This is a genomic window from Nonomuraea typhae, assembly GCF_009760925.1.
Classification (GTDB): Bacteria; Actinomycetota; Actinomycetes; order Streptosporangiales; family Streptosporangiaceae; genus Nonomuraea; species Nonomuraea typhae.
Genome location: NZ_VRLV01000005.1, coordinates 330507 through 354549 on the forward strand (window position 1 = coordinate 330507; position 24043 = coordinate 354549).

Genomic DNA, 24043 nt, shown 5'->3' on the forward strand with positions numbered 1-24043 from the left:
TCACCGGCGGGTTCGCCGGGCCGCTCTCGGGGCAGCGTGGGACCCATGCCGCTTTATGGTTTGCACGCATCGCACGAACAGGTGCCTCCGAGCCGTCTGCTCGAGGCCGTAGCCGCGGCCGAGCAGGCGGGCTTCCAAGCCTTCATGTCTTCCGACCACTTTTCGCCCTGGAGCGTACGGCAGGGCCAGTCGGCCTTCGCCTGGTCCTGGCTGGGAGCGGCGATGGAGAGCACGTCGCTGCCCTGTGGCGTGGTCACCGCCCCCGGCCAGCGTTACCACCCGGCGATCGTCGCCCAGGCGATCGGCACGCTGGGCGCCATGTATCCCGGCCGGTTCTGGGCGGCGCTCGGCACCGGTGAGGCATCCAACGAGCACGTCACCGGTGACCGCTGGCCGCCGAAGGCGGTGCGGAAGGCCCGCCTGCTGGAGTGCGTGGAGGTGATCCGCGCGCTCCTGCGGGGCGAGGAGGTCACGCACGACGGCCTGGTCAGAGTCGACCGGGCCCGGGTGTGGACGCGTCCGGAGGAGCCGCCGGCCCTGGTGGGCGCGGCGGTGAGCGAGGAGACGGCCCGCTGGTGCGCCTCCTGGGCCGACGGGCTGATCACGGTCGGGGGCCCGAAGGCGAACGACGTCGCCCGGGCCTACCGGGAGGCCGGGGGACGCGGGCCGCTGCGGGTGCAGGTTCACCTGAGCTGGGCGCCCACCCGGGAGGAGGCCGAGCGGATCGCGCACGATCAATGGCGTTCCAACGTCTTCCCGCCGCCGGCCTGCTGGGACATCGACAGCGTCGAGGTCTTCGACGCGGTCTCGGAGCACGTCACACCGGAACAGGTCGCGCAAGTGGTCCAGATATCCCACGAAATTTCGCACCATATCGAGATGCTGTCCCACTACGAGCCCTTCACGGAGATCTATCTCCACCACGTCGGCAGGGAACAGCTCCCCTTCGTCGAAGCCTTCGCGAAGGCCCTGACATGAGGCTCACCTACACCTCCGACCTGTGGTGGAAGAACGCCGTCGCCTACTGTCTCGACGTCGAGACCTTCAAGGACGGCAACGCCGACGGCGTCGGCGACTTCCGCGGCCTGACCCAGCAGATCGACTACCTGGCGGGCCTGGGCGTCACCTGCCTGTGGCTGATGCCGTTCTTCCCCACGCCCAACCGCGACGACGGCTACGACATCACCGACTTCTACAGCGTGGACCCCCGCCTGGGCACGCTGGGGGACTTCGTGGAGTTCATGCGCACCGCCAAGGACCGCGGCCTGCGCGTGATCGCCGACCTGGTCGTCAACCACACCTCCGACCGGCACCCGTGGTTCAAGCAGGCGCGCTCCGCGAAGGACAACCCCTACCGCGACTGGTACGTCTGGTCCGACACCCCCGAGCCCGACGATCCGGAGCAGGTCGTCTTCCCCGACAAGGAGAACTCCTTCTGGGAGTTCGACAAGAAGAGCGGCCAGTACTACCTGCACAGCTTCTACAAGCACCAGCCCGACCTGAACGTCGCCAACCCCGAGGTGCGCGACGAGATCGCCAGGATCCTGGGCTTCTGGATGGAGCTGGGCCTGTCCGGCTTCCGCGTCGACGCCGTGCCGTTCCTGATCGAGAACGTCAACCCGAAGCTGCCCAGCCCCCACGACTTCCTGGCCGACCTGCGCGCCTTCATGGGCCGACGCGATGGCGGCTCCATCCTCCTCGGCGAGGTCAACCTCCCCTACAAGGACCTCATGGGCTACTTCGGCGGCGGCAACGGCACCGAGCTGACCATGTGCTTCGACTTCATCTCAATGCAGCGCGCCTGGCTCTCGCTGGCCCGCTGTGAGGCCGAGCCGCTGGCCTCCGCGCTGCGCGCGCGTCCCCGGCCGCCCAAGGACTGCCAATGGGGGATGTTCCTCCGCAACCACGACGAGCTCACTCTCGACAAGGTCACCGACGAGGAGCGCGAGGAGATCTTCGCCGCTTTCGGCCCCGAGAAGACCATGCAGATCTACGGCCGCGGCCTGCGGCGCCGGCTGCCGACCATGCTCGGCGGCGATCTGCGGCGCGTCAAAATGGCCTACAGCCTGCTCTTCTCCCTGCCCGGCACCCCGGTGATCTTCTACGGCGAGGAGATCGGGATGGGCGAGAACCTCGACGCCGCAGGCCGCATGGCCGTCCGCACGCCGATGCAGTGGTCACCGGAGGGCGGCTTCAGCCCCGCCGAGCCCGACAGGCCCATGCCCGGCGGGGCGTACGCCCCCGATCGGGTGAACGTCGCCGACCAGAAGCGCCGGCCCGATTCGCTCCTGCGCTGGTTCCAGCTCCTCATCGAACGCTACCGGGAGTGCCCAGAACTGGCCTGGGGCGAGACGACCGTGCTCGACTCCGGCCATCCGGGAGTCCTGGCGCACCGCTGCGACGCCGACGGCGCCTCCGTCGTGGTCGTGCACAACTTCACCGACACCGCCACCGACGTCGACCTGAGCCTGGACGATCTGGGCGAGCACGTACTGACCGACCTGCTCACCGACGCCACGTTCGAGGTCGCGCGGAAGGGAGGGGTACGGCTGCCGCTGGACCCGCACGGTTCCCGCTGGCTGCGCGCCGCCCCGCCGAAGGTCGCGCCAGACGACGCCTCCGTCACATCACAGTGACCCCAAACACGAAACCGCCCCTGCTCTGCTGAAGTCTCAGCAGTTCAGAGGCGGTCTAGCTGGGTCGGGGTGGCGGGATTTGAACCCACGGCCTCTTCGTCCCGAACGAAGCGCGCTGCCAAGCTGCGCTACACCCCGGTGCACGCCCGTCTTGCGCGTGCCTCCGAAAGTCTAGCGGACTTCCCGTGTGCTTGTGACCGCATATTTCTCAGCGCCGCGGCACCAGGGTGAGCAGGGTGGCCTCCGGGAAGCAGGCGAACCGGACGGGGGCGGTGGGGGAGGTGCCGAGGCCGGCGGAGACGTGGAGCCAGGCGGCGTCGTGGCGGCTCAGGCCCTTCACGCGGGCGCGGTCGATGCCGCAGTTGGTGACCAGGGCGCCGTAGAACGGGATGCAGACCTGGCCGCCGTGGGTGTGGCCGGCCAGGAGGAGCTGGTAGCCGTCGGCGGCGAAGCGGGTCATGTTGCGCGGCTCGGGGGAGTGCATGACGCCCAGGCGGAGGTCGGCGTCCTCGGGGGCGGGGCCGGCGACGAGGTCGTAGCGGTCGCGGGAGATGTGGGAGTCGTGGATGCCGGCCACGGCCACGTCCAGGTTGGCGACCTTGATGCGGGCGGTGGTGTTGTTCATGTCCAGCCAGCCCTCGGCGGCCATGCCCTCGCCCAGTTCGCGCCAGGGGAGGGAGGGCACGTGCTGGCGGCGTTCGTTGCGGGAGGTGCGCCAGAGGTAGCGCAGCGGGTTCTTGACCACCGGGGCGTACAGGTCGTTGGAGCCGTAGACGAACAGGCCCGGACGGCCGAGCAGGGGCTCCAGGGCGTACAGCAGCGACGGGACGGCCTCCGGGTGGGCGATCGAGTCGCCGGTGTTCACGACCAGGTCGGGCTCGAGGGAGCCCAGGGAGCGGACCCAGTTGATCAATCTGGTACGGCCCGGCGTCAGGTGCAGGTCCGACAGGTGGAGGATGCGGACCGGGCGTTGTCCACGGGCCAGAACCGGGACGTCGAACCGGCGCAGCCGGAACCAGTTGCGCTCGACGACCGAGGCGTAGCCGAGCCCGGCGGCGCCGAGACCCAGCAGGGACAGTGGTATGGCGACGGCTTTCCTCACCCATTCATGATGCCCGACATCCGGCACAAGGGGTGCCCGCCAAGCGGCAAGATGGAGCGCATGAGCGCATTGAAGGACAAGCTGAAGGCCGATCTGACGGCCTCCCTGAAGAGCCGGGACGACACGCGCCTGCGGACGATCCGGATGGCCCTGGCCGCCGTCAACGTCGAGGAGGTCTCCGGCAAGGAGGCCAGGGAGCTGTCGGACGACGAGATCGTCAAGGTGCTGACGAAGGAGGCCAAGAAGCGGCGGGAGGCGGCTGAGGCGTTCTCTAACGCTGGCCGTACCCAGCAGGCGCAGGCGGAGCTGGACGAGCAGGCGGTGCTGGAGGAGTACCTTCCGGCGCAGCTGTCGGACGAGGAGCTGAACGCGCTGGTGGAGGAGGCCATCGCGGAGAGCGGCGCCGAGGGGCCGAAGGCGATGGGCGCGGTGATGAAGGTCCTGAACCCGAAGGTGGCCGGCCGGGCCGAGGGCGGCCGGGTCGCAGCCGCCGTCCGCGCCCGCCTGTCCGCATAAATCCGTCTAAATCCGTCTAAATCCGCCACAAACACGGCTAAACACGGATAAATCCGCGCCCGCCTGCCCACTCGGCCACCCGACGCACCCCAGGTACGGCCGGGCCGTACCCCACGAACCACGAGAGGCCCCCAGCGACCGGGAGCCTCTCGAGTGGTCAGTTGGCCGGGGTGATGGGCCGGTTGCCCCCGTCCATCTCGAACATCTCGAACGGGTCGCCGCCACCGTCATCCGGCGGCCCGTCCCCGTCCCCCGGCTCCTCGTCCTTCTCGACCCGCTTGGGCGCGCAGATGTCGCCACAGCCGCCGAAGCGCTCCATGTTGACCGGATGGAACTCGGCCGGCTCGACCCCCTTCAGGGCGTCGATCATGGACTGCTTCCAGATGGGCCCGGAGATCGAGGCGCCGTACACGTACCCGTACGGCCGGCCGCCGATGGTGACCCCGATCAGGTCGTGGCTGAAGGCGCCGCGCGGGTCGCCGATGCTGACCGCGGAGGCCAGGTTGGGCGTGTAGCCGGCGAACCAGGCGGCGGTGTAGCCGTCGGTGGTGCCGGTCTTGCCCGCCGCGTCGCGGCCGATGCCGCCGACGCCGCTCATGGTGCCCTTGGTGAAGACGCCGGACAGGATGCCGTTGACGGCGTCGGCGACCTCCTCTTCCAGGACCCGCGAGCACTTCGGCTTGAACCGCTGGGCCTTGCCGAAGCGGTCGACGATCTCGGTGATGGCCAGGGGCTTGCAGTACATGCCGCGCGAGGCGAAGACGGCGTAGGTGCTGGAGACGGTGACCGGGTCGGTCTCGTTGATGCCGAGGGTGAAGGTCTCGAACTCCTTCAGCGGCTGGCCGTCGGCGCGCTTGAGGCCGAGCTTCTTGGCCATTTTGACCGTCTTGCACAGGCCGACGCGCTCTTCGAGCTTCATGAAGAAGGTGTTGACCGAGCCCCAGGTGCCGGACTGCAGCGTCTTGAAGCCGCCGCCGCCCTCGCTGGAGTTGCGTACCTGGTGGGAGGGCTCGCCGACGCGGTTGCCCTTGCAGTCGCGGAAGGCGCCGTAGCTGGGCGCGTTGTAGCCGGCGGGCGACGGGAAGCCGTCGTTGTACTTGTAGCCCTCTTCGAGCGCGGCGGCCAGCGTGTACGGCTTGGCGGTGGAGCCCTGCTGGAAGCCCCCGCCACCGCCGTGCTTGGCGTCGGCCACCACGTTGTAGCTCATTTCGTTCTTCTTCTTGTTGTTGCCGAACTTCCGGCTGGCGGCCATCGCCTTGATCTCACCGGTGCCGGGCACGACCATCGCCTGGGAAGCGACCGGCTTGTCCTTGGTGCTGACCCACTTCTTGATCGCCTTGTCGGCGGCCTTCTGCATCTGCGGGTCGATCGTGGTCTTGATCGTCAGGCCACCGCGCTGGAGGCGCTTCTTGCGCTCTTCCGGGGTCTTGCCGAACTCCTCGTTGTTGAGGATCTCGTGCTGCACGTAGAGGCAGAAGTACGGATAAGGGCTGGTCTCGCAGCCTCCGGGGAACTTCGTGTCCTTGTAGCCGAGCTTGGTGGTCTTGGCGGCGTCGGCCTCGGGCTTGGTGATCTTCCCGCGCAGGACCATGGTGTCCAGGACGAGGTTGCGCCGATCCAGGAGCGCGGCGCGCGAGTCCTTGCTGACGTTGGGGTCGGTCCTGTTGGGGTTCTGTACGGCTCCCGCCAGCGTGGCAGCCTCGACGAGGTTGAGCTCGCTGGCCGACTTGCCGAAGAAGCGCTTGGAGGCGGCCTGGATGCCGTAGGCGCCGGCCCCGAAGTAGGCGATGTTGAAGTACTTCTCCAGGATCTGGTCCTTGTTGTACTTCTTCTCGATCGCCAGGGCGTAGCGCAGCTCGTTCAGCTTGCGGGAGAAGGTGGGCGCGATGGCCGCGGCCCGCTCGGCGTCGGTCTCGGCGGCGTTGAACAGCACCTGCTTGACGTACTGCTGCGTGATGGAGGAGCCGCCCTGGGTCACGCCGCCGGAGGTCATGTTCTTGAGCAGCGCGCGGATGGTGCCCTCGATGTCGATGGGACCGTGCTCGTAGTAGCGGTAGTCCTCGATCGCGATCAGCGCGTCCTTCATGATCGGCGCGACCTTGTCGAGGGTGGTCGACTGGCGGTTCTCGAAGTAGAACTGGGCGATCTGCTTGCCCTTGGCATCCTTGAGGATGGTGCGTTCGGGCAGCGGAGGCTCGTCGAGGTTCTCCGGCTTGAGGTTGAGATCCTCCATGGCGGACTTGGCCGTCACACCGGCGCCGCCTACGGCGGGCAGCGCGATGGCGGCCGCCAGCACACCCGCGGCCGCCCCGGCCGCGATCAGCCGGATGACGTTCGTGAACGGTGATGAACGATCTTTGCCCTGAGCTTGCACAGCACCAAGAGTACGTCGAAAGAGTGACGTTATCGGTAACCGAACCCCATTTCGCCTTGACTGGTTGGGGTGACTAGTCATTCCCGGTCAACACTCGGGCGAGAAATTGGTCCTCTGGGGTCTGTCGGCCCGAACGTCTCGTTGCATACGTTCTCCTCTGCGGCAACTGAATACGGAGGCTCGGCGCCCGCGCCCGTCGGCCCCAAGTGACGACTGACCACCTAAGGGGAGTGGGGTCGAAATGTGGATCACGGATTGGACCTCCCGTGCCGCCTGTCGAGGTGCGGATCCGGACGCGCTGTTCGTCCAGGGAGCCGCGCAGAACAGGGCTAAGCTGATCTGCCGAGGATGCCCGGTCCGTACCGAATGCCTCGCCGATGCGCTCGACAACCGCATCGAGTTCGGGGTGTGGGGCGGTATGACGGAGCGGGAACGGCGGGCGCTGCTGCGGCGGCGGCCTGATGTGGACTCGTGGCGGGAGCTGCTCGAGTCCGCCAAGGAAGAGTACGAACGGACTAACGAGCTGATCGCAGGCTGATCCCTGCCCCGGAAGCACGGCCGGCGCACGCCGGCCGTGCTTTCATGCTCCGGTCGCCAGGAGTTCCCCGATCTCGTGCAGACCCGCGAGGTCGTGAACGTCCTGCGACATGGCCCGGACCTGGACGACAGGCACGGTGGGGTGGGCTGAGACGAAGTGCTCCCGCTCCCTGTGCTCGCGGGCCGCGAGCTGCATCCGCCCGGTGTGGAGCCGCAACACGGCGGCGGTCAGCTCGTGCTCGCCTCTGGCTTCCAGGTCCTCCGCCGCGGCGGCGCTGCGTGCCGCCGAGAGCCCGGCGGCGGGTGAGACGTGCACGCGGTTGACCACGAGCCCGGCCAGCGGCATGCGCTCCTCCGCGAGCCGTTCGACGAAGTAGGACGCTTCCCGCATCGCGTCCCGCTCGGGCGCGGCCACGACCACGAAGGCGGTGCCGGGCGCCTGGAGCAGCCGGTAGGTCATCTCGGCCCGCTGCCGGAACCCGCCGAAGACCGCGTCCAGCGCCGAGACGAACGTCTGCAGGTCCTTCAGCACCTGCGCGCCCAGCAGCTTGGTCATGGCCCCGGCCACGAGCCCGAATCCGGCGTTGAGCAACCGGAAGGCACTGCGTCCCCCGGCCTTCGCCGGAGCGGTGAGCAGCTTGATGAAGCGCCCGTCGAGGAAGCGGCCGAGCCGTTCCGGGGCGTCGAGGAAGTCCAGCGCGGAGCGCGACGGCGGCGTGTCCACGATGATCAGGTCCCACTCGTCGGAGCGGCGCAGCTGCCCGAGCTTCTCCATCGCCATGTACTCCTGCGTGCCGGAGAAGCTGGACGACAGCGACTGGTAGAAGGGGTTCGACAGGATCTGCCGGGCGCGCTCCGGGTCGGCGTGCGCCTCGATGATCTCGTCGAAGGTCCGCTTCATGTCGAGCATCATGGCGAAGAGCCGGCCGCCGCTCGCGTCGGCGGTGTGCACGAGCCTGGGGGTGTTGTCCAGCTCGGTCAGGCCCATGGACTGCGCCAGGCGGCGCGCGGGATCCACGGTCAGCACGACCGCGCACCGGCCGCGCTCGGCGGCGCGCAGCCCCAGGGCGGCGGCGGTGGTGGTCTTGCCGACGCCGCCGGCGCCGCAGCAGACGATGATGCGGGTGCCGCCGTCGTCGAGGATGGCGTCGATGTCGAGGGGGGTCGGCGTCTTCATGCGGCTCCCTGGGTGCGGATGCTCTCGGCCAGCTCGTACAGTCCGGCCAGGTCCACCCCGTCGGCCAGCAGCGGCAGCTCGTAGCGGGGCAGCTCGACCTGGGTGAGCGAGCGGCGTTCCGCCTGTTCGATCTCGGTACGGCGGGCGTGCTCGACGACCTCTGCCATCAGCGACTCGGCCACGGCCGTGGCGTCGGCTCCGTCGGCCAGCCCGGCGGCCTTGAGGCCGAGTGTGAGTTCGCCCACGTCGAATCGGCCCTTGACAGCCGAGTCAAGTGCGGTTTGCGGAAGGAGTGATTCACGCACCATATTGAGGAAAATTCCGCCTGCCGGAAGTCCGGCAGAACGCAATTCGGCGACGCCGTCCAGCGTCTCCTGAACGGGCATCTCCTCCAGAAGAGTGACGAAGTGCACAGCCGTCTCCGGCGACTTCACCACCCCGCTCACCAGGTCGGAGTGGTTCTTGATCGGCCCCATCTTGGCCAGCCCGGCGACTTCCTGGGTCACGTTGAGAAAGCGGGTGATCCGGCCGGTCGGCGGCGCGTCCAGGACGACCGCGTCGTACACCCGTTTGCCGTTCTTGGCCTTCCTGCGCACCGCCTCGGTGGTCTTGCCGGTGACCAGCACGTCGCGGAAGCCGGGGGCGACGGTGGTGGCGAAGTCCACGATGCCCATCCGGGTCAGCGCGCGTCCGGCGCGGCGCATGCCGTAGAACATCTCCATGTAGTCGAGCATGGCCTCTTCCGGGTCGACGGCCAGCGCGTACACGTCACCGCCGCCGGGGGCCACCGCGATCTTGCGCTCCTGGTAGGGAAGCGGCGGCAGGTCGAAGATCTGTGCTATGCCCTGTCTGCCCTCGACCTCGACGAGCAGGACCTTGCGCCCGCCCGCCGCCAGCGCGAGGGCCAGGGCCGCGGCCACGGTCGTCTTGCCCGTGCCGCCCTTGCCGGTGACCACGTGCAGTCGCACGCCGTCCCAATCGGTGTCCCGAGAGTCCACGACTCGAGGCTACCTGTCAGTCACTTCCTGCCGACTCCTGCGGAGGCTTTGAGCTAGCTCACACTCCCGACTCCGTCGTGAGCGTGAGCTGAAGCTACTGTGTTTGATGGTTCCCTCGCTGCGCTCGGTCACTACGCTGATCCGCATGAAGAAATGGGAGTACCTCACCGCGCCCCTCCTGATCCACAACACCAAGATGATCCTGGACAACTTCGGGTCCGACGGCTGGGAACTGGTGCAGATCGTGCCCGGTCCCAACGCCGAGAACCTGGTGGCCTACTTCAAGCGGGAGAAGGCGTGACCCCCGAGCAGAAGATCGCGGACCTCGGGCTGACCCTGCCCGAGGTGGTGCCGCCGCTGGCGGCCTACGTCCCGGCCGTGCGCTCGGGCGACTACGTCTACACCTCGGGCCAGGTGCCCATGGTGGACGGCAAGCTGGTCGGCTCCGGCAAGGTCGGCGCCGACGTCACCGCGGAGGAGGCGGCCGGGCACGCCCGCATCTGCGCTCTGAACGCGATCGCCGCGCTGAAGTCGCAGGTCGGCGACCTGAGCAAGGTGGTGCGGATCGTCAAGGTCGTGGTCTTCGTGGCCAGCGACCCCGAGTTCACCGCGCAGCCGAGCGTGGGCAACGGGGCCAGCGAGCTGCTGCGCGAGGTCTTCGGCGAGTCGGGGGTGCACGCCAGGAGCGCCGTGGGCGTGGCCGCCCTCCCGCTGGGGGCCTCGGTCGAGGTGGAGCTGATCGCCGAAGTTTCCTAAGGTGCCGGTGTGTCACCATGACCGAGTGATGTTCTAGTTGGAGGTCATCGTGGCTGGACTACCGCTGCCTGAAGAGCTCGCCCAGCGGGCTCGCGAGATCGACGCCGGACGCCTCGAGCCGGTTCCCGCCAAGGACTCCGCCACCGTGGTACTCCTGCGTGACGGGCTTGAGGTCTACCTCCTGCGCAGGAAGTCCACGATGGCGTTCGCCGCCGGGGCCTATGTCTTCCCCGGCGGCTCGGTGGATCCCCGCGACACCGACCACGCCGTCGCGTGGGCCGGGCCGTCCCCGAAGGAGTGGGGCGAGGTCTTCAACGCCGACGAACGCACCGCCCGCGGACTGGTCTGCGCGGCGGTGCGGGAGACGTTCGAGGAGTCCGGCGTCCTGCTGGCCGGGCCCGGCGCCGACTCGGTGGTCGAGGACACCACCGGCCCCGGCTGGGAGGCCGACCGGCTGGCCCTGATCGACCGGAGCGTGTCCTTCGCCGACTTCCTCGACAAGCGCGGGCTGGTGCTCCGCTCCGACCTGCTGAAACCGTGGTCGCACTGGATCACGCCGGTGATCGAACCGCGCCGCTTCGACACCCGCTTCTTCGTCGCCGTGCTGCCGCCCGGCCAGCGCACCCGCGACGTGGGCGGCGAGGCCGACAAGGTCGCGTGGAAGCGTCCCGCCGAGGGCCTCGACCTGGCGCACAGGGGCGAGATCTTCCTCATGCCGCCCACGTATGCCACGTTGCGGGAGTTGTCGGCCTGCGACTCGGTCGCGGAGGCCCTTGCCGTACAGCGGGAGATTGTCACTATTCTCCCGAGGGCGGTAGAGATCGAGGGCGAGTGGCGGTTGATGATGCAATGAGCGGACTTCACATCCCGATCGACACCCCCGACGGCTCCCGTACGGCACACGCCGAGAACGTGCTGGCTCCCAATCCCGGCATGATGACGCTGGACGGCACCAACACCTGGGTCATCGGCACCGACGAGGTCATGGTGGTCGATCCGGGGCCCGACGACGCGGCGCACCTCGATCGGGTCGTCCGGCATCTGGGGGAGCGGCGGGTGCGCCAGATCCTGCTGACCCACGGGCACTCTGACCACAGCGGCGGCGCGCGCCGGTTCGCGGAGCTGGTCGGGGCGCCGGTGCGGGCGCTGGATCCCCGTCATCGGCTGGGCTCCGAGGGGCTGGCCGACGGTGACGTGGTCGCCGTGGGCGGGGTCGAGCTGCATGTGTACGGCACCCCGGGGCACTCCTTCGACTCCCTGTGCTTCTGGCTGCCGGAGGACCGGGCCATGCTGACCGGCGACACCGTTCTCGGCCGGGGGACTACGGTCATCGCGCAGGACGGCGGCCTGGCCGACTACCTGCGCAGCCTGGACCGGCTCAGGCAGGCGGCCGAGGAGCTGGCTGCCGACGCCCTGCTGCCCGGGCACGGCCCGGTGCTCGCCCACCCGATCGGCGCTTTGGACGGATATATCCGGCATCGGCGGGAGAGGCTGGACCAGATCAGGTCCGCGCAGAAACAGGGAGCCAGAACCCCGCGGGAGATCGTGGAGATCGTCTACGCGGACGTGGACCGGCAGCTCTGGCCCATGGCCGAGATCTCGGTCCGGGCCCAACTCGACTACCTGGGCTCGCCCTGACGGAAGACGTACCGGCGCCGGTCGAAGTCCAGGGTCCACGCGTAGGACCTCAGGAAGCCGTTCGACAGCATGGCGTCGATGCGCACGCCGCCGAAGGACCGCCACGGCGTCCTCCTGGACCGCGTGGCCGCCACGAGCAGGTCCTGCCGCGCCAGCGGGCCCAGCGAGATCGGCGACGGGCTGTCGAAGTGCGGCAGCCCGGCCAGGCGGCGCGGCACGCCCCAGGAGCGGTAGCGGCGGGAGGTGGCCAGCAGGCTCGCCTGGCGCGGCCCCCGGGGGTCGTCGGCCACGTACACCAGGCCAGAGTCGACGAAAAAGGTGAGGCCGTGGGGGCCGAAGCCGCCGCGGGCGAACATGTAGTGGTCCGACCAGAGGTAGAACGCGACCTCCGTGCCGGCGGGGCAGGGGCTGCCTCTCGGGGAGAGGACGAGGCGGCCGCCCGGCTGGTCCAGCGTGGTCAGGAACTGCCGCAGGACGTTCGTGCCGATGATGACCAGGTCCTGGGCGCCGGTGAGGGTGGAAAGGACCGTCACCGGCACGTTCGTCAGCGTCGCGGCCCCCAGGCGCAGCTCGGCGACGGTGCCGTGGCGGCTGTCGGCGCTGCGCAGCCCCTGGTGGGATCGGCCGCCGGGGAAGGTCTGAACGCCCAGTTCGGCGGCGCGTCCCGGGCCCAGGACCACGAAGGGAGCGCCGGTGTCGAGGTGGGCCAGGACGTCGATGCCGTCGATGGTCGCCGGTACGGCGGGCAGATAGGGGGCCAGCTCGTGGTCGGCCAGGGGTAACACGGTGGACTCGCCGAGCCGGACGCCCAGCGGGTGGGTGAGCCGCCGCTCGAGGACGGGCGAGGGTTCCCGGCGGCGGCGCCGTACGTGCTCGACGGCCCGATCGGGGCGGCCCAGGTGCAGCCAGGCTTCGACGACCGGCTCGTCCAGGGACCGCGGCGCGCCGAGGGCCGCGTAGTGGGCCAGCGCCTGCTCGTAGGACTGGCACACGTATTCACACAGGAACAGCAGGTGGTCCCGGGTGCGGCCGGGCAGGGTCCGCGCCAGGAGCCGGCAGGACTCCACGTCGCCCTCGGACCAGTGACGCCACGCCTGTCTGCTCATGATCCCAGCTCCATGGCGATGGCGACGATCGTCATCAAGGGCACCACGGCATGGGGGGCGATCGCGTACTCCCCGCGCCGGGGCTGAACCAGCAGGCCAGCGCTCTGCAGGTCCTTGAGGTGGTGGTACAGGTGCCCGGTCGAGGTTTCGCCGAGGATTTCCTGGAGTTCCCTGCTGGTGCGCGGCTCGTGCAGGACGGCGGCGAGAAGGGCCAGGCGCGGGGCGCTGCCGAGGTGCTCGAGCAAGGTCGCCGCCGCGGGCCAGTGCGCGGCGGCGACCTCGGCGGCCGGGTGTTCCATCGCCCACAGGTAGTCGCGCTCGCCGAAGCCGGCGGCTCCGCCGTACAGGATCGTGCCGGGTCTGGACTGGATGAGGGCGAGCAGGTCGGCCGGCGCGGGGCCGGCGGGGGAGCGTCCGCCACCCTCCAGGAGGGCGATGCGGCGTTCGAGTTCCTCGACGCGTTTTTCCAGCGGGTTCATGGGCGCCTCGATGCTGTTGCTCCGTAATTCCGGAATAACAGAATAGCGGCTTCAGGGCCGGTTGAGGAGGGCCAGGCCGGCGCGGCTCTCCTCGTCCGCGGGAGGCAGGACGACCAGGCACTGGTCGGGGTCCTGGGCCACGGTGAGGATCTGCCAGTGCAGGTGGAGCGTGCCGGTCTTCGGATGATGGACGCTCTTGACGCCGAAGGTCTTGGCGGCCACCCGGTGGGTGGTCCACCAGTGATGGAACTCCGGCGCCTTGACGGCCAGCTCGGCGACCAGGGCGGCCAGGCGGGGGTCGCTGGGGTAGCGGGCGGCGTCCATGCGCAGGACGGAGACGCACTGCCGGGCCCCGGAGTCCCAGTCGGGCAGGCGCTCGCGCATCAGCGGATCGAGGAAGACCATGCGCAGATAGTTGCGCTCCGGCTCGGCCAGCGCGCCGAAGTCGGTGAACAGCTCGGTCGTCAGGTCGTTCCAGGCGAGGACGTCCAGGAACCGGCCGAGAACGAACGCCGGCGTGGCGGTCAGGTCGTTCAGGAACTCCAGCACCGGCTCCGGGACGCTCTGCTGGCGCGGCCGCTGGCGGCGGGCGGGCGCGCGATCGGCCAGCGACCGCAGATAGTCGCGCTGGTCGAGGTTGAGCAGGAGCGCGTGGGCCAGCGCGTCCAGGACGCCGCCGGACGGGGCGGGCAGGCGGCCCTGTTCGAGGCGGGTGTAGTAGTCGACGCTGATCCCCGCCCGGTGGGCCACCTCCTCCCGGCGCAGCCCGGTCACCTTCCGGCTGCCCGCGGGCAGGCCGACCTGCCTCGGGGTGATCTCGCCACGCCGCGGAGCGCGACCCCAGGCCCGGCAGCATGCGCGACGGCCACGAGCTGATCGGCTGGGGCATGGCCGGAGGCGTCTTCCCCACCTACAGCCACCCCTCCGCCGCCACCGTGCGGGTCCACGCCGACGCCGCCATCGAGGTCCTCAGCGCCGCCACCGACCTGGGCACGGGCACCTACACGCTGCTCGCCCAAGCGGCGGCCGACGTCTTCGACGTCCCCGCGGACACGGTGACGGTACGGCTCGGCGACAGCAGCTACCCGGACGCCGCGGTGAGCGGCGGTTCGACGCTGGCCGGATCCGTGACACCGGTCGCCCACCGGGCCGCGGCCGCCGTCCGCGACGAACTCATCCGGCTGGCCTCGGCCTTGATCGGACCGGACGCGGGTGAACTTCAGGTCAGCGCCGGCCGCGTGCACCCGACCGGCCGGCCCGAGCAGGGGCTGAGCTTCGCCGAACTGCTCGGCGCCGCCGGCCGCACGGTCGTCGAAGCCACGCACGACGACTTCGCCGGCATCCCCGCCCAGGAACGACACGACAAGTACGGCACCCTGGCACTCACCAAGCTGCCCGACGCCGGCACCCACTCAGTGCACTCCTGGAGCGCCGTCTTCGCCGAGGTCGCCGTCGACGAGGAGCTCGGCACCATCCGGCTCCGGCGGCTGCTCGGCGCCTTCGACTGCGGCCGCGTGCTCAACCCCACCACCGCCCGCAGCCAGATGATCGGCGGCATGATCATGGCCACCGGCGCCGCCCTGCTGGAGGCCGTCGTCGTGGACGCCCGCCTGGGCCGCCTGGCCAACCCCAACCTGGCCGAGTACATGCTCCCGGTCAACGCCGACATCCCCGACATCGAGGTCCTGTTCGTCAACGAACCCGACCCCTACTCCAACCCGCTCGGCTCCCGCGGCATCGGCGAGATGAGCATGACCGGCACCATCGCCGCCATCGCCAACGCCGTCTACCACGCCACCGGCAAGCGGGTGCGCGACCTGCCGATTCTCATGGAGAAGCTGCTTTCACCCCTGTGACAGCGCCGCCGTGGCCTCGCCGCCCGCCCCGGTGACCTGGCGCAGGAAGCCGGTCACCAGGTGCAATTCGGTCTCGGTGTAGCCGGCGCAGATCTCGTCCATCGCCCGGTTCATGCCGGAATAGAGCCCGAACAGCTCGCCGCTGCGATCGGGCAGCGCTTTGATGAGTACGGCCCGGCGGTCGGCGGTGTCGCGCTCCCTGGCTATCCACCCTGCCCGCTCCAGCCGGTCGAGGATGCCGGTCAGCGTGGCCGGGTGCAGCCCGGCCTGCCGTGCCAGGGCGCTGGGGCTGATCGGCCCGTGCCTGCCGATGACGTCGAGGCAGTCGAGATCCACGTCCTTCAGCTCCGCCCGCGCGCTCACCTGCCGATCGAGCAGGGACAGCTGGCCGCTCAGCGCGCGCAGCGCCTCCTTGAGCTGCGCGGTCGCCCGCCTGCGACGGCGTGCTTCCTCCACGGCGTCAGATGTGACGGAATCCATATCATATGACTTTCAAAATAGATGTTATGGTTTCCATATCATACGGCATGCGGAAGGAAGCATCATGATCCTCGTCACCGGAGCCACCGGCGTCATCGGCCGTCCCCTCGTCGAGTTGCTCGTCCAGGCGAAGGCCCGGGTCCGAGCCGTCACCCGGGCCGGCGCACCCACCCCAGACGCGCCCGCTGCCGGCGCGCCCGCTCCCGTCGAGGTGGTGACCGGCGACCCGTCCCGGCCCGAGACCCTCGCCCCACACCTGCACGGTGTCACCGCGCTCTTCCTTCACCCGAGGGCCGCGGGCGACGCGGCGGCCGACCTCGTCGCGCTGGCCGCCGAGCACGGGGTCCGCCGGGTGGTGGCGCTCGCGGCCGCCAACATCGACGAACCCCTCGATCACCAGCCGTCGCGCTTGCGCGGCGACCGGAACAAGGAGGCGGAGGAGGCCGCCGTCACCAGCGGGCTGGAGTGGGTGAGCCTGCGGCCGTCCAGCTTCGCGGTCAACGCCCTCACCGGGTGGGCGGCGCAGATCAGGGCGGGTGACGTGGTCCGCGGGCCGTACGCCGGCTTCCGGGAGACGCCGATCGACGAGCGCGACGTCGCGGCGGTGGCCGCCCACGCCCTGCTGGCCGACGACGTGCTGCGGCAGCGCATCCACCTGACCGGGCCGCAGGCCCTCACGCACGCGGAGATGGTGGAGACCATCGGCCGGGTCATCGGCAGGCCGCTGTCCTACGTGGAGGTTCCGCCCGAGGCCGCTGTTCAGGGCTGGGTCGCCCGTGGCATCCCCGAGCCCTTCGTCACGGCCCTCATGGCGCGATACGCCCGCGACCTCGGCCGTCCGCCGCGGGTGAGCGAGGAGGTGGCGCGGATCCTCGGCCGGCCCGCGTACGGCTTCGCCTCGTGGGCCGAGGAGCATGCGGCGGAGTTCACCCGGACGATGTGACGGTCGTGGCCGGTCTCCCGCGTGGGCCGACCGCCTCAGGGGTTCAGGATGATCTTTCCGGCGACCGTTCCGGACTCGGCCAGGCGCAGGGCGTCGGCCACGCGGGCCAGGGGGAACCGGGCGGCGATCTGGGCCGTCACGTCCCCGTGCTTCAGGGCGGCGAAGACCTGGGTGAGGTCGGCGCGCAGCCGGGCGCGGAACCGGTCCTTGGCCAGGGTACGGCCGGCCCAGACGTTGTAGAAGTAGGCCCGGCGGCCGTTGGGGAGCGTGTTCCAGAGCCAGACCCGGCCGAGCAGCTTGAGCACCGGCCACTGCTTGGAACCCTCCGCGTCCCTCGTGGAGGCGCTGCCGTACGAGACCAGCGTGCCGCCGGGGGCGAGCAGGCGCCAGGACGTGACGATGCCGCGGCCGCCGACGTGGTCGAAGACGGCGTCCACACCGGCGGGGGCGAGTTCGCGGACGCGGGCGGCGACGTCCTCGGCGCGGTAGTCGACGGGGATGACGCCCCGCTCGCGCAGGGCGGCGTGGTGGCGGGCGGAGGCGGTGCCGATCACGTTCACCCCGGCGGCGCGGGCGAGCTGGACCAGCACGGAGCCGACGCCGCCGTTGGCACCGTGCACCAGGATGGTCTGTCCCGCGCGGACCCTGGCCTTGCGGTGCAGCATCTGCCAGGCGGTGATGCCGTTGACCACGAGGGTCTCCGCCTCGGCCGGGCTGATGCCGCCGGGCACCGGGACCGTGTCCGCCGCGTCGACGAGCACGTGGCTGGCCCACCCGCCGACCTTGACCAGCGCGGCGACCCTGGCGCCCATCATGCCCGGCTCGACTCCCTCGCCGGTCGCCGTCACCGTGCCGACCAGGTCGTAGCCGGGGACGAAGGGGAAGGCGGGCTGGTCGTAGTACCGGCCGCGGCGCATCTGCTGCTCGGCGAAGGAGACGCCGGTGGCCTCCATCCGGATCAGGACCTGACCGGGGGCCGGGGCGGGGACGGCTCCGTGGCGGACGGTGAGCCCCTCGGGCTCTACCTTGCCGGGGAGAAGGATCTCGGTGAGCTGTTCGGCGGTCATGGCGTCCTCCCGTGAGCTACAGGCTGTCGTGTTCATTACAAGTTGTAACTCATCGCGAACGGGAGTGTCAATAACCTTCGTTATAGTCTCTAACTTTTGCGAGAGCGGTCGAGCAGGATGAGCGGGACCGTCACCACCGCCAGGGCGGCGCCGATCCAGGTGACCGAGGTGATCCCCGCGCCCGCGTTGAGCGCCGCCCCGGCGAGCGCCGGCACGAGGCTGATGCCGAGCTGGAAGGCGGAGACGGCGGTGGCGCCCGCCAGCGTCGGGGCCTCGGCGGCGACGGTGAACACCCGCCCGTAGATCGCGGGGTTCAGGATGAAACCGGCGATCCCGAGAAGCAGCACCAGAACCACGACCGCCACCGCGTTCCGGGCGAACAGCGCCAGCAGGACCGAGGCGACGGCGATGCCCGCCGCGCCGACCAGGAGCGCGTGCGTCGGCCTCCTGTCGGCGATCCGCCCTCCTGCGGACAGCCCGACGAAGGCGCCGACGCCGAACAACGTGAGGATCGCCGGGACCCACACGCCCGGAACCCTGGTGACCTCGGTCAGGAAGGCGGCGAGGTAGTAGAACGAGATCATGTACGCCGCCGTGCTCAGCAGCGTGACGGCGTAGATCACCCACAACTGGAGCCGTCGCATGGTGCGAAGCTCCGTTCGCACGCTGGGGACGCCGGTCGCGCTCGTCGCGGGCAGGGCTACCACCGTCAGCACCGCCGCCACGAGGGTGAGGGCGGCCACCGCCCAGAAACCGCCCCGCCAGCCGGTGAAGTAGCTGATCATCGCCCCGGCCGGCCCGCCGGCGATCATCGCGAGGCTCAGTCCGCTCACGACCACCCCCGAGGCGCGCGCGGTCCGGTCCGGCGGCACGAGGCCGATCGCCGTCACCGCCGCCACCGCCCAGAACCCCGCATAGGCCAGGCCGCACACGAACCGCGTCACCACCAGCAGCGCGTAGCTGTCGGTCACCAGGCCGGCCACGACGCAGGCGGCGAAGACGACCTGGGTGACGACCAACGTCGTCCGCCGCGGCCAGCGCAGCGTCACGACGGCCAGCGGCGGCCCGCCCAGCACGACGCCCACGGCGAACGCCGAGATCAACGCGCCCGCCGCCGGCAGGGAGACGCCGAGATCGCCGGCGATCGCCGGCAACACCCCCGCCAGGAGAAACTCCGCGCTGCCCATCGCGAACAGGCTCAGCGCCAGCAGGTACACCCCGAGCGGCAGCCGTCCCCCAACCTTGGTTGCCGTTTGCGTGGACATGCGCGAACCCCTCTCATGGCCGATGGATAGGGCCCCGATGGTGGGTTTCGCCCGGCGCTGCGGACAACTTTTGTTGCCGTTTCCGGGATTTCGATCATTAGTTTAGAGGGTATTGACATTGCTAGTCGTTTCAGTCAAAACTGAAATAACTGGCTTTCATGGAGGGTACTCATGCCTGAGCACGTGACGTTCAACAGCCTCGGCACCACCTGCGCCGCGGACCTCTACCTGCCCGCGCAGACCCCGGCGCCCGCCCTGGTCCTGGGCCACAGCGGCGTCATGGTCAAGGAAGCGCTCGCCTTCTTCGCGCCCTACTTCGTGCGCGCGGGCTTCGCCGTACTCGCGATCGACTACCGCACCGTCGGGTCCAGCGAGGGCGAGCCACGCGGCCTCGACCACCCGGAACGGCAGGTGGAGGACTTCCGCAGCGCGATCTCCTACCTCCAGGGCCGCCCCGAGGTGCTGGCCGAGCGCATCGGGCTGTGGGGCGTCAGCGCGGGCGGGTCGGTCGCCGTGCAGGCCGCCGCGCTCGACCGCCGGGCCAAGGCGGTGGTCGTGCAGAGCCCCAGCGTCTGGAACGGCTGGCGTTACCTGGAGCGCCTGCTCGGCCGGGAGGGACTGCGGGCGCTGCGCGACCGGCTCGACGCCGACTGGCAGCAACGTTACGAGACGGGGGAGAGCGCCCGGGTGCCGCACCTCACGCTCGGCCACGAGAATGTCAAGGACGCGCCGGCCCTGTCCGAGCAGGTCTTCCCGACCTATCGCAACGAAAAGACGCTCGACTCCACCGAGCACCTGCTGACCTGGGCGCCGGAGAACCTCATCGACCGGCTCGCCCCCACCCCGCTCCTCATGATCGCCAACGGCGGCTGGGACCCCTACCACGTGCTGGAGGAGGCGCAGAGCGCGTTCAACCGCGCCGGGGAGCCGAAGCGGCTGGAGATCCTGCCCTACGACGTGCTCGGCCTCTACACCGGGCCCGGCCTGGAGGAGGCGATGGCGCTGGCGGTGGGCTGGTTCGACACCTACCTGCGCAAGACCAGGCTGCCCGAGGCCACGCCGGTCCCCACGATCGAGACGGTCGAGGCGATGCGGCGATGACGCCGATCCAGGAGACGCTCCGCCTCACCCTGCACGCGCGAGCGCCGGACAGCCGCGCGCCGGGGTGACTTGATGGAGCTGCGAGCCCGGCGGTCGCCGCCCTGCCGGGGCAAGGCGGCCGGATCCTGCGCTATGCGTTCTGAGCAGGGCCCATCCGGTCGAGGACGGCCGACAGGGCGGCGATGGAGGCGCGTGCCGAGCGGATGCGCTCGGTTCCCGCCCTCTCGTTCAACCCGAGCTCGAGCCCTTCCTCGGCCAGTTGGTCGAAGGCGGCGAAGGCGGCCAGCTTCTGGCGGATGACCTTCGACCAGGCGTCGTCCTCGATGCGGTAGTAGACGATCCGCTCGCCCGGCTTGCGGAGGCGGCGCACCAGCCGGATGGAGGTGAGCAGTTGCATGTTCGTGGTCAGCGAGGCGCGGCTGGCCCCGATGGCCTCGGCGATCTCGCCGGCCGACTGCTCCGGCGGGTCGCAGGCCATCAGCCAGCCCATGATGCGGCCCGTGATCGGGGTCAGTCCCCATTCCTCGGAGACGAAGGCGGCCACCCGCTCGACCCAGTCGAGCACGTGCTCGCGGCTGGGGCCGTGCGGAGCGCTCATGGCCGTCACCCTAGCGCGTTTTAGTATTTTCAGACTCTCCTGAATTGAGCGGTCATACGGCATGCTCATCAGGGTGGAGTGGAACAAGGAACTTCTTGACCAGCTCGACCGACACTGGACCAACCAGCTTCGCCCCCGGCTCGACGGGTTGACCACCGAGGAGTACCTCTGGGAGCCCGTGCCGGGCTGCTGGTCCCTGCGGCCACGTGAGCTGGCCGAGCCGGGCGGGTTCGTCGGTGACGGCCCCCTGGTGATCGAGTTCGCCCAGCCGGAGCCCCGGCCGGTGCCCGTGACCACGATCGCCTGGCGAATGGCGCACATCATCGTCGGAGTCTTCGGCACCCGGGCCATGCGCCATTCGGCGGGCCGGCGCGAAGTTACGAGTCGCACCCCTACGCGGGGACCGCTGAGGAGGCGCTGGCGCAACTCGACGAGGCTTATGACCGGTGGATCACGGGCGTGCGGAGTCTGGGTGAAGACGGCCTCACCGAACCCTGCGGGGAGCGGGAACCATTCTTCGAGAACGCGCCGGAAGCCGCGCTGATCCTGCATATCAACCGTGAGGCCATTCACCACGGCGCCGAAATCGCGCTGCTGCGTGACCTTTATGCGCGCCATACGAAGCATCAATAGCATCGTTATTTCATTGCTCGTTGATCCGCAGGTTCCGGTCGAGCGCGCCGATGAGTGTGCCGGCCAGGCCGGGGGCGGTGTGGGCGGTCCAGGCGTGGACGAGGTCGAGGAATCCGCTGAGCTGCCGTTGCGCCGAGGTGAGCAGTGCGGGTATGTCGGTGCGGGTGATCTCGACCGCCGCCGGCGGATGATCGCGGTGCCGGTCCTGCCGGAGCCGGATGGCGTGGTCGTGATGTTCGGCCAGGAGTTCGGGGTCGTGGCCGAGCCAGGGGGCGTATCCGTGGGCGAGGTCCTGCCAGTCGCGCCAGTTCTCCAGCCCGAAGCAGCATCCGGTCGTGACGTGGACGTTCGTGGCGGTGTCACGGAACCGCAGCCCGCCCGGGGCGATCAGGCCCCCCGTCTCGGCCAGGTGGTCTTCCAGCTGGGGCGCGGTCAGGTCGTCGCCCACCGGGATGTCGTTGTAGGTGAAGACGACGGCCATGGCGGTCCCCACTTCGGGTGACGACAGCCGGCCGGAGAGGGTGAGAAGGCGATCGGCGCTCGGCTGGGCGATGGGCCAGGCGGTGAAGCCCACCGCGTCGTACGTTTCCAGCACCACATCGACAATCACCATGTCTCCAGTATGTGGCGGCCATCGGGACGGAGTTTCGAAAAGGCTGGAGCTCCATCTGACCGGCTCGCCTTTACAGAAATTGTTAAGGAGCTGTCAAATACTGGAAAAGATGGTTTCCGTTCCGTATTGGAGAAGCTTCTATGTCTGCTCTTCCGGCTATTCCGTTCGCCCGCGACAGCCTGCTCGACGTGCCCAGGGAGTATCGGGAGCTCCGGATCAAGGAGGGCATCGCCAGGGTCCGCACCCAGGCGGGCGATGAGGTCTGGCTGGCCACCGGGTACGAAGACGTCCGCAAGCTCTTGGTCGATCCCCGGCTCGGACGCTCCCATCCGGAGCCGGAGAAGGCGGCGCGGGTGTCCGGCTCGGCGGTGATCGGCGGCCCGAGCGGCGCGCTGGCCCGGAGCCTTGGCGCCCGGGGCGACCTGGCCACCGAGAAGGCCGAGCACGAGTACCTGCGCAAGCTGATCATGAAGTCGTTCACCGCCCGCCGGATGAAGGCGCTCAGCGATCACGTGGGCTCGCTGGTCGACGAGCGGCTCGACCACTTCGCCACGCTGCCGCAACCGGCGGACCTGCACGCCGAGCTGTCCCGGCCGGTGCCGCTGCTGGTCATCTGCCAGTTGCTCGGCGTGCCGTTCGAGGACAGGGCGCTCTTCGGCGGAATGTCCGCGCGTATGGGAGACATGCTCGACCGGGAGAAGAGCCAGGCCGCACGGGACGAGATGAGCGCGTACATGGCGGCGCTGATCGAGCGCAAGCGGCGGGAGCCGGCCGAGGACCTGCTGTCGGACCTGGCCGGCGAGCTGGACGAGGTCGGGACGGTCGCCGAGCTGGCCGGCACGGTGTTGTGGGCCGGTCATGAGACCACGGTCAAGCGCATCGACTACGGTGTGCTGTTCCTGCTCGCCAACCCCGGCCAGCTCGAGCTGCTCAAGGCCGACCCCGGGCTGGCTCCGGGCGCGGTCGAGGAGATCCTGCGCATGGCCGTGACGAGCGTGAGCGGCATGCCGCGATACGCCCACGAGGACGTCGAGATCGGGAACGTGACGATTCGCAAGGGCGAGGCCGTGGTGCTGTTCCTGGGGGTGGCCAATCGGGATGAGCGGGTCTATCCGGATCCGGATGTGTTCGACATCCGGCGTCCGCAGACGGACCCGCATCTGAGCTTCGGGTACGGCCCGCGGCTGTGCGTCGGCTCCCATCTGGCCAGGGTCGAGCTGACGGCCGTGTTCAGCAGGCTGTTCCAGCGCTTTCCCGACCTGCGGCCGGCCGTACCCGTGGAAAAGCTGCCGCGCACTAAGGGGATGATCGGGGACGGCTTCGCGGAACTGCCCGTCGTGTGGTGACTTGGGGCGGCCGTGCATCAGCCGGGTGTAGATTTGTCCGCTTATGGACCGTTCTCTGATCAGTAACATCGCCCATTCCGACCATCCGATCGCCGCTCCGGTGAGCGCCGCCAACCTGGACAAGCTGCTGGGGCGCACCAGGCTCCGCGAGGGCGCCCGCATCCTCGACCTCGGCTGTGGCGAGGCGATGTGGACATTGCGGGCGCTGGAGTTGTTCCCCGGCTCTACCGCCGATGGTGTGGATGTTTCCACCGGTGCCCTGGAGGCTGCGGCCAAGGATGCCGAGGCGCGTGGGCTGGGGGAGCGCATCCGGCTGCACGAGATGGGGGCGGCGGACTTCCGTGCGGCCGAGCCGTACGATCTCGTGCTCTGTGTCGGCTCCACGCACGCCTTCGACGGTCTCACGCCGAGCTTGCGGGCGATCGGGCGGCTGGTCCGGGCGGATGGGCTGGTGCTGGTGGGCGAGGGGTACTGGGAGACGCCGCCGTCGCCCGAACTGGAGGCTGAGATCGGCACATATCCCGACTTGGCCGGACTTGTCGCCCAGGCGGAGGGGGCCGGGTATCGCACGGTCTACGCGCACACCAGCTCGCTGGGTGAGTGGGACGAGTACGAGTGGTCGTGGACCGGGTCGCTGATCCGCTGGGCGATGGACAACCCGGGGCCCGACGGCGACACCGCGCTCGCGGCCGCGCTGGAGCACCGTGACATGTGGCTCAAGGGGTACCGCGGCAAGCTCGGCTTCGTCACCCTGCTGCTGCGTCGCGCGTCATAGCCAGGGACCTCATACTCTGCCTCTCACCACGGGCCCTGATCTGCGAA

25 protein-coding genes, 1 tRNA gene and 1 pseudogene are annotated in these 24043 nt (G+C 69.8%); 14 read left to right on the forward strand and 13 right to left on the reverse strand.

Going from position 1 to position 24043, the window contains the following annotated elements; genetic code table 11:
- The first annotated feature begins 81 nt into the window (after window positions 1–81).
- Together FVE25_RS20965 and FVE25_RS20970 are read left to right on the forward strand one after the other, a co-directional pair.
- Complete coding sequence (locus tag FVE25_RS20965) at window positions 82–978, forward strand: TIGR03885 family FMN-dependent LLM class oxidoreductase (protein WP_246267241.1); 897 nt, start codon at window positions 82–84, stop codon at window positions 976–978.
- The gene (locus tag FVE25_RS20970; protein WP_157248701.1) at window positions 975–2636 is read left to right on the forward strand and encodes an alpha-amylase family protein; all 1662 of its coding nucleotides are present in this window, start codon (window positions 975–977) and stop codon (window positions 2634–2636) included. The genes FVE25_RS20965 and FVE25_RS20970 overlap by 4 nt, the downstream gene beginning before the upstream one ends.
- A gap of 64 nt (window positions 2637–2700) precedes the next feature.
- Here the strand turns inward: FVE25_RS20970 and FVE25_RS20975 are convergent.
- Window positions 2701–2774 (reverse strand) — tRNA-Pro (locus tag FVE25_RS20975).
- Between the two features lie 70 nt (window positions 2775–2844).
- Window positions 2845–3738 (reverse strand): metallophosphoesterase, encoded by an 894-nt coding sequence (locus FVE25_RS20980; RefSeq protein WP_157248702.1) that lies wholly within the window; start codon window positions 3736–3738, stop codon window positions 2845–2847.
- A gap of 60 nt (window positions 3739–3798) precedes the next feature.
- Between FVE25_RS20980 and FVE25_RS20985 the strand changes: the two genes are divergently transcribed.
- A complete protein-coding gene (locus FVE25_RS20985; RefSeq protein WP_157248703.1) occupies window positions 3799–4254 on the forward strand; it encodes a GatB/YqeY domain-containing protein in 456 nt (151 codons plus the stop codon).
- 157 nt (window positions 4255–4411) lie between these two features.
- Here the strand turns inward: FVE25_RS20985 and FVE25_RS20990 are convergent, their stop codons facing one another.
- On the reverse strand, window positions 4412–6628 hold the full coding sequence (locus tag FVE25_RS20990; RefSeq protein ID WP_157248704.1) for a transglycosylase domain-containing protein: 2217 nt from the start codon (window positions 6626–6628) through the stop codon (window positions 4412–4414).
- Between the two features lie 241 nt (window positions 6629–6869).
- Between FVE25_RS20990 and FVE25_RS20995 the strand changes: the two genes are divergently transcribed.
- Window positions 6870–7166, forward strand: coding sequence for a WhiB family transcriptional regulator (locus FVE25_RS20995; protein ID WP_148036282.1), 297 nt, complete (start codon window positions 6870–6872; stop codon window positions 7164–7166).
- A gap of 42 nt (window positions 7167–7208) precedes the next feature.
- On the opposite strand, the gene bagB is transcribed toward FVE25_RS20995, so the two are convergent.
- Together bagB and bagA are read right to left on the reverse strand one after the other, a co-directional pair.
- Entirely contained in the window at window positions 7209–8342 is a 1134-nt protein-coding gene (gene bagB, locus FVE25_RS21000) for an ATPase BagB (protein WP_157248705.1), read from the reverse strand.
- Window positions 8339–9340: an ATPase BagA gene (gene bagA, locus FVE25_RS21005; protein WP_181019659.1), complete on the reverse strand. Its 1002-nt coding sequence runs from the start codon at window positions 9338–9340 to the stop codon at window positions 8339–8341. The genes bagB and bagA overlap by 4 nt, the downstream gene beginning before the upstream one ends.
- Window positions 9341–9485: 145 nt before the next feature.
- Between bagA and sp36 the strand changes: the two genes are divergently transcribed.
- From sp36 to FVE25_RS21020, 4 genes are read left to right on the forward strand one after another with little or no spacing between them, the layout of a single operon-like run.
- Window positions 9486–9641, forward strand: a complete 156-nt coding sequence (sp36, locus tag FVE25_RS53905; protein ID WP_181019660.1) for a Sp36 family protein — start codon at window positions 9486–9488, stop codon at window positions 9639–9641.
- The gene (locus FVE25_RS21010) at window positions 9638–10096 is read left to right on the forward strand and encodes a RidA family protein (RefSeq protein WP_157248706.1); all 459 of its coding nucleotides are present in this window, start codon (window positions 9638–9640) and stop codon (window positions 10094–10096) included. The genes sp36 and FVE25_RS21010 overlap by 4 nt, the downstream gene beginning before the upstream one ends.
- A gap of 49 nt (window positions 10097–10145) precedes the next feature.
- A complete protein-coding gene (locus FVE25_RS21015; RefSeq protein WP_157248707.1) occupies window positions 10146–10949 on the forward strand; it encodes an NUDIX hydrolase in 804 nt (267 codons plus the stop codon).
- The gene (locus tag FVE25_RS21020) at window positions 10946–11734 is read left to right on the forward strand and encodes an MBL fold metallo-hydrolase (protein ID WP_157248708.1); all 789 of its coding nucleotides are present in this window, start codon (window positions 10946–10948) and stop codon (window positions 11732–11734) included. The genes FVE25_RS21015 and FVE25_RS21020 overlap by 4 nt, the downstream gene beginning before the upstream one ends.
- On the opposite strand, the gene FVE25_RS21025 is transcribed toward FVE25_RS21020, so the two are convergent.
- Genes FVE25_RS21025 through FVE25_RS21035 form a run of 3 tightly spaced genes read right to left on the reverse strand, consistent with a single transcriptional unit; the run spans window position 11716 to window position 14093 of the window.
- Entirely contained in the window at window positions 11716–12840 is a 1125-nt protein-coding gene (locus tag FVE25_RS21025) for a retropepsin-like aspartic protease (RefSeq protein WP_157248709.1), read from the reverse strand. The genes FVE25_RS21020 and FVE25_RS21025 overlap by 19 nt on opposite strands.
- Window positions 12837–13319 carry a winged helix-turn-helix domain-containing protein gene (locus FVE25_RS21030; protein ID WP_157248710.1) on the reverse strand — a complete coding sequence of 161 codons (483 nt, stop codon included), beginning with the start codon at window positions 13317–13319 and terminating at the stop codon, window positions 12837–12839. Before FVE25_RS21030 ends, FVE25_RS21025 begins: the two co-directional genes overlap by 4 nt.
- Before the next feature lie 51 nt (window positions 13320–13370).
- Complete coding sequence (locus FVE25_RS21035) at window positions 13371–14093, reverse strand: MmyB family transcriptional regulator (protein WP_181019661.1); 723 nt, start codon at window positions 14091–14093, stop codon at window positions 13371–13373.
- A gap of 65 nt (window positions 14094–14158) precedes the next feature.
- Here FVE25_RS21035 and FVE25_RS21040 point away from each other — a divergent pair.
- A pseudogene (locus FVE25_RS21040) lies at window positions 14159–15175 on the forward strand (xanthine dehydrogenase family protein molybdopterin-binding subunit); the annotation flags it as partial.
- Here the strand turns inward: FVE25_RS21040 and FVE25_RS21045 are convergent.
- Complete coding sequence (locus tag FVE25_RS21045; RefSeq protein ID WP_219825588.1) at window positions 15164–15631, reverse strand: MarR family transcriptional regulator; 468 nt, start codon at window positions 15629–15631, stop codon at window positions 15164–15166. The pseudogene FVE25_RS21040 and the gene FVE25_RS21045 overlap by 12 nt on opposite strands.
- Before the next feature lie 88 nt (window positions 15632–15719).
- On the opposite strand from FVE25_RS21045, the gene FVE25_RS21050 reads away from it, so the two are divergent.
- Complete coding sequence (locus FVE25_RS21050; protein WP_219825589.1) at window positions 15720–16598, forward strand: NAD(P)H-binding protein; 879 nt, start codon at window positions 15720–15722, stop codon at window positions 16596–16598.
- 35 nt (window positions 16599–16633) lie between these two features.
- On the opposite strand, the gene FVE25_RS21055 is transcribed toward FVE25_RS21050, so the two are convergent.
- Both FVE25_RS21055 and FVE25_RS21060 read right to left on the reverse strand, forming a co-directional pair.
- A complete protein-coding gene (locus FVE25_RS21055) occupies window positions 16634–17665 on the reverse strand; it encodes a medium chain dehydrogenase/reductase family protein (RefSeq protein WP_157248713.1) in 1032 nt (343 codons plus the stop codon).
- Between the two features lie 89 nt (window positions 17666–17754).
- Window positions 17755–18930 (reverse strand): Cmx/CmrA family chloramphenicol efflux MFS transporter, encoded by a 1176-nt coding sequence (locus tag FVE25_RS21060; RefSeq protein ID WP_157248714.1) that lies wholly within the window; start codon window positions 18928–18930, stop codon window positions 17755–17757.
- Between the two features lie 171 nt (window positions 18931–19101).
- Between FVE25_RS21060 and FVE25_RS21065 the strand changes: the two genes are divergently transcribed.
- The gene (locus FVE25_RS21065; RefSeq protein WP_157248715.1) at window positions 19102–20031 is read left to right on the forward strand and encodes an alpha/beta hydrolase; all 930 of its coding nucleotides are present in this window, start codon (window positions 19102–19104) and stop codon (window positions 20029–20031) included.
- 130 nt (window positions 20032–20161) lie between these two features.
- Here FVE25_RS21065 and FVE25_RS21070 read toward each other — a convergent pair whose 3' ends face one another.
- On the reverse strand, window positions 20162–20629 hold the full coding sequence (locus FVE25_RS21070) for a GbsR/MarR family transcriptional regulator (protein WP_157248716.1): 468 nt from the start codon (window positions 20627–20629) through the stop codon (window positions 20162–20164).
- Window positions 20630–21046: 417 nt separating this feature from the next.
- Here FVE25_RS21070 and FVE25_RS55280 point away from each other — a divergent pair, with 417 nt between their 5' ends.
- Window positions 21047–21262 carry a DinB family protein gene (locus FVE25_RS55280; RefSeq protein ID WP_246267295.1) on the forward strand — a complete coding sequence of 72 codons (216 nt, stop codon included), beginning with the start codon at window positions 21047–21049 and terminating at the stop codon, window positions 21260–21262.
- Between the two features lie 10 nt (window positions 21263–21272).
- On the opposite strand, the gene FVE25_RS21080 is transcribed toward FVE25_RS55280, so the two are convergent.
- The gene (locus FVE25_RS21080; RefSeq protein WP_157248717.1) at window positions 21273–21875 is read right to left on the reverse strand and encodes a hypothetical protein; all 603 of its coding nucleotides are present in this window, start codon (window positions 21873–21875) and stop codon (window positions 21273–21275) included.
- 140 nt (window positions 21876–22015) lie between these two features.
- Here FVE25_RS21080 and FVE25_RS21085 point away from each other — a divergent pair, with 140 nt between their 5' ends.
- Window positions 22016–23221, forward strand: a complete 1206-nt coding sequence (locus FVE25_RS21085) for a cytochrome P450 (protein ID WP_157248718.1) — start codon at window positions 22016–22018, stop codon at window positions 23219–23221.
- Between the two features lie 43 nt (window positions 23222–23264).
- Window positions 23265–23996 (forward strand): SAM-dependent methyltransferase, encoded by a 732-nt coding sequence (locus FVE25_RS21090; RefSeq protein ID WP_157248719.1) that lies wholly within the window; start codon window positions 23265–23267, stop codon window positions 23994–23996.
- Window positions 23997–24043: the final 47 nt, after the last annotated feature.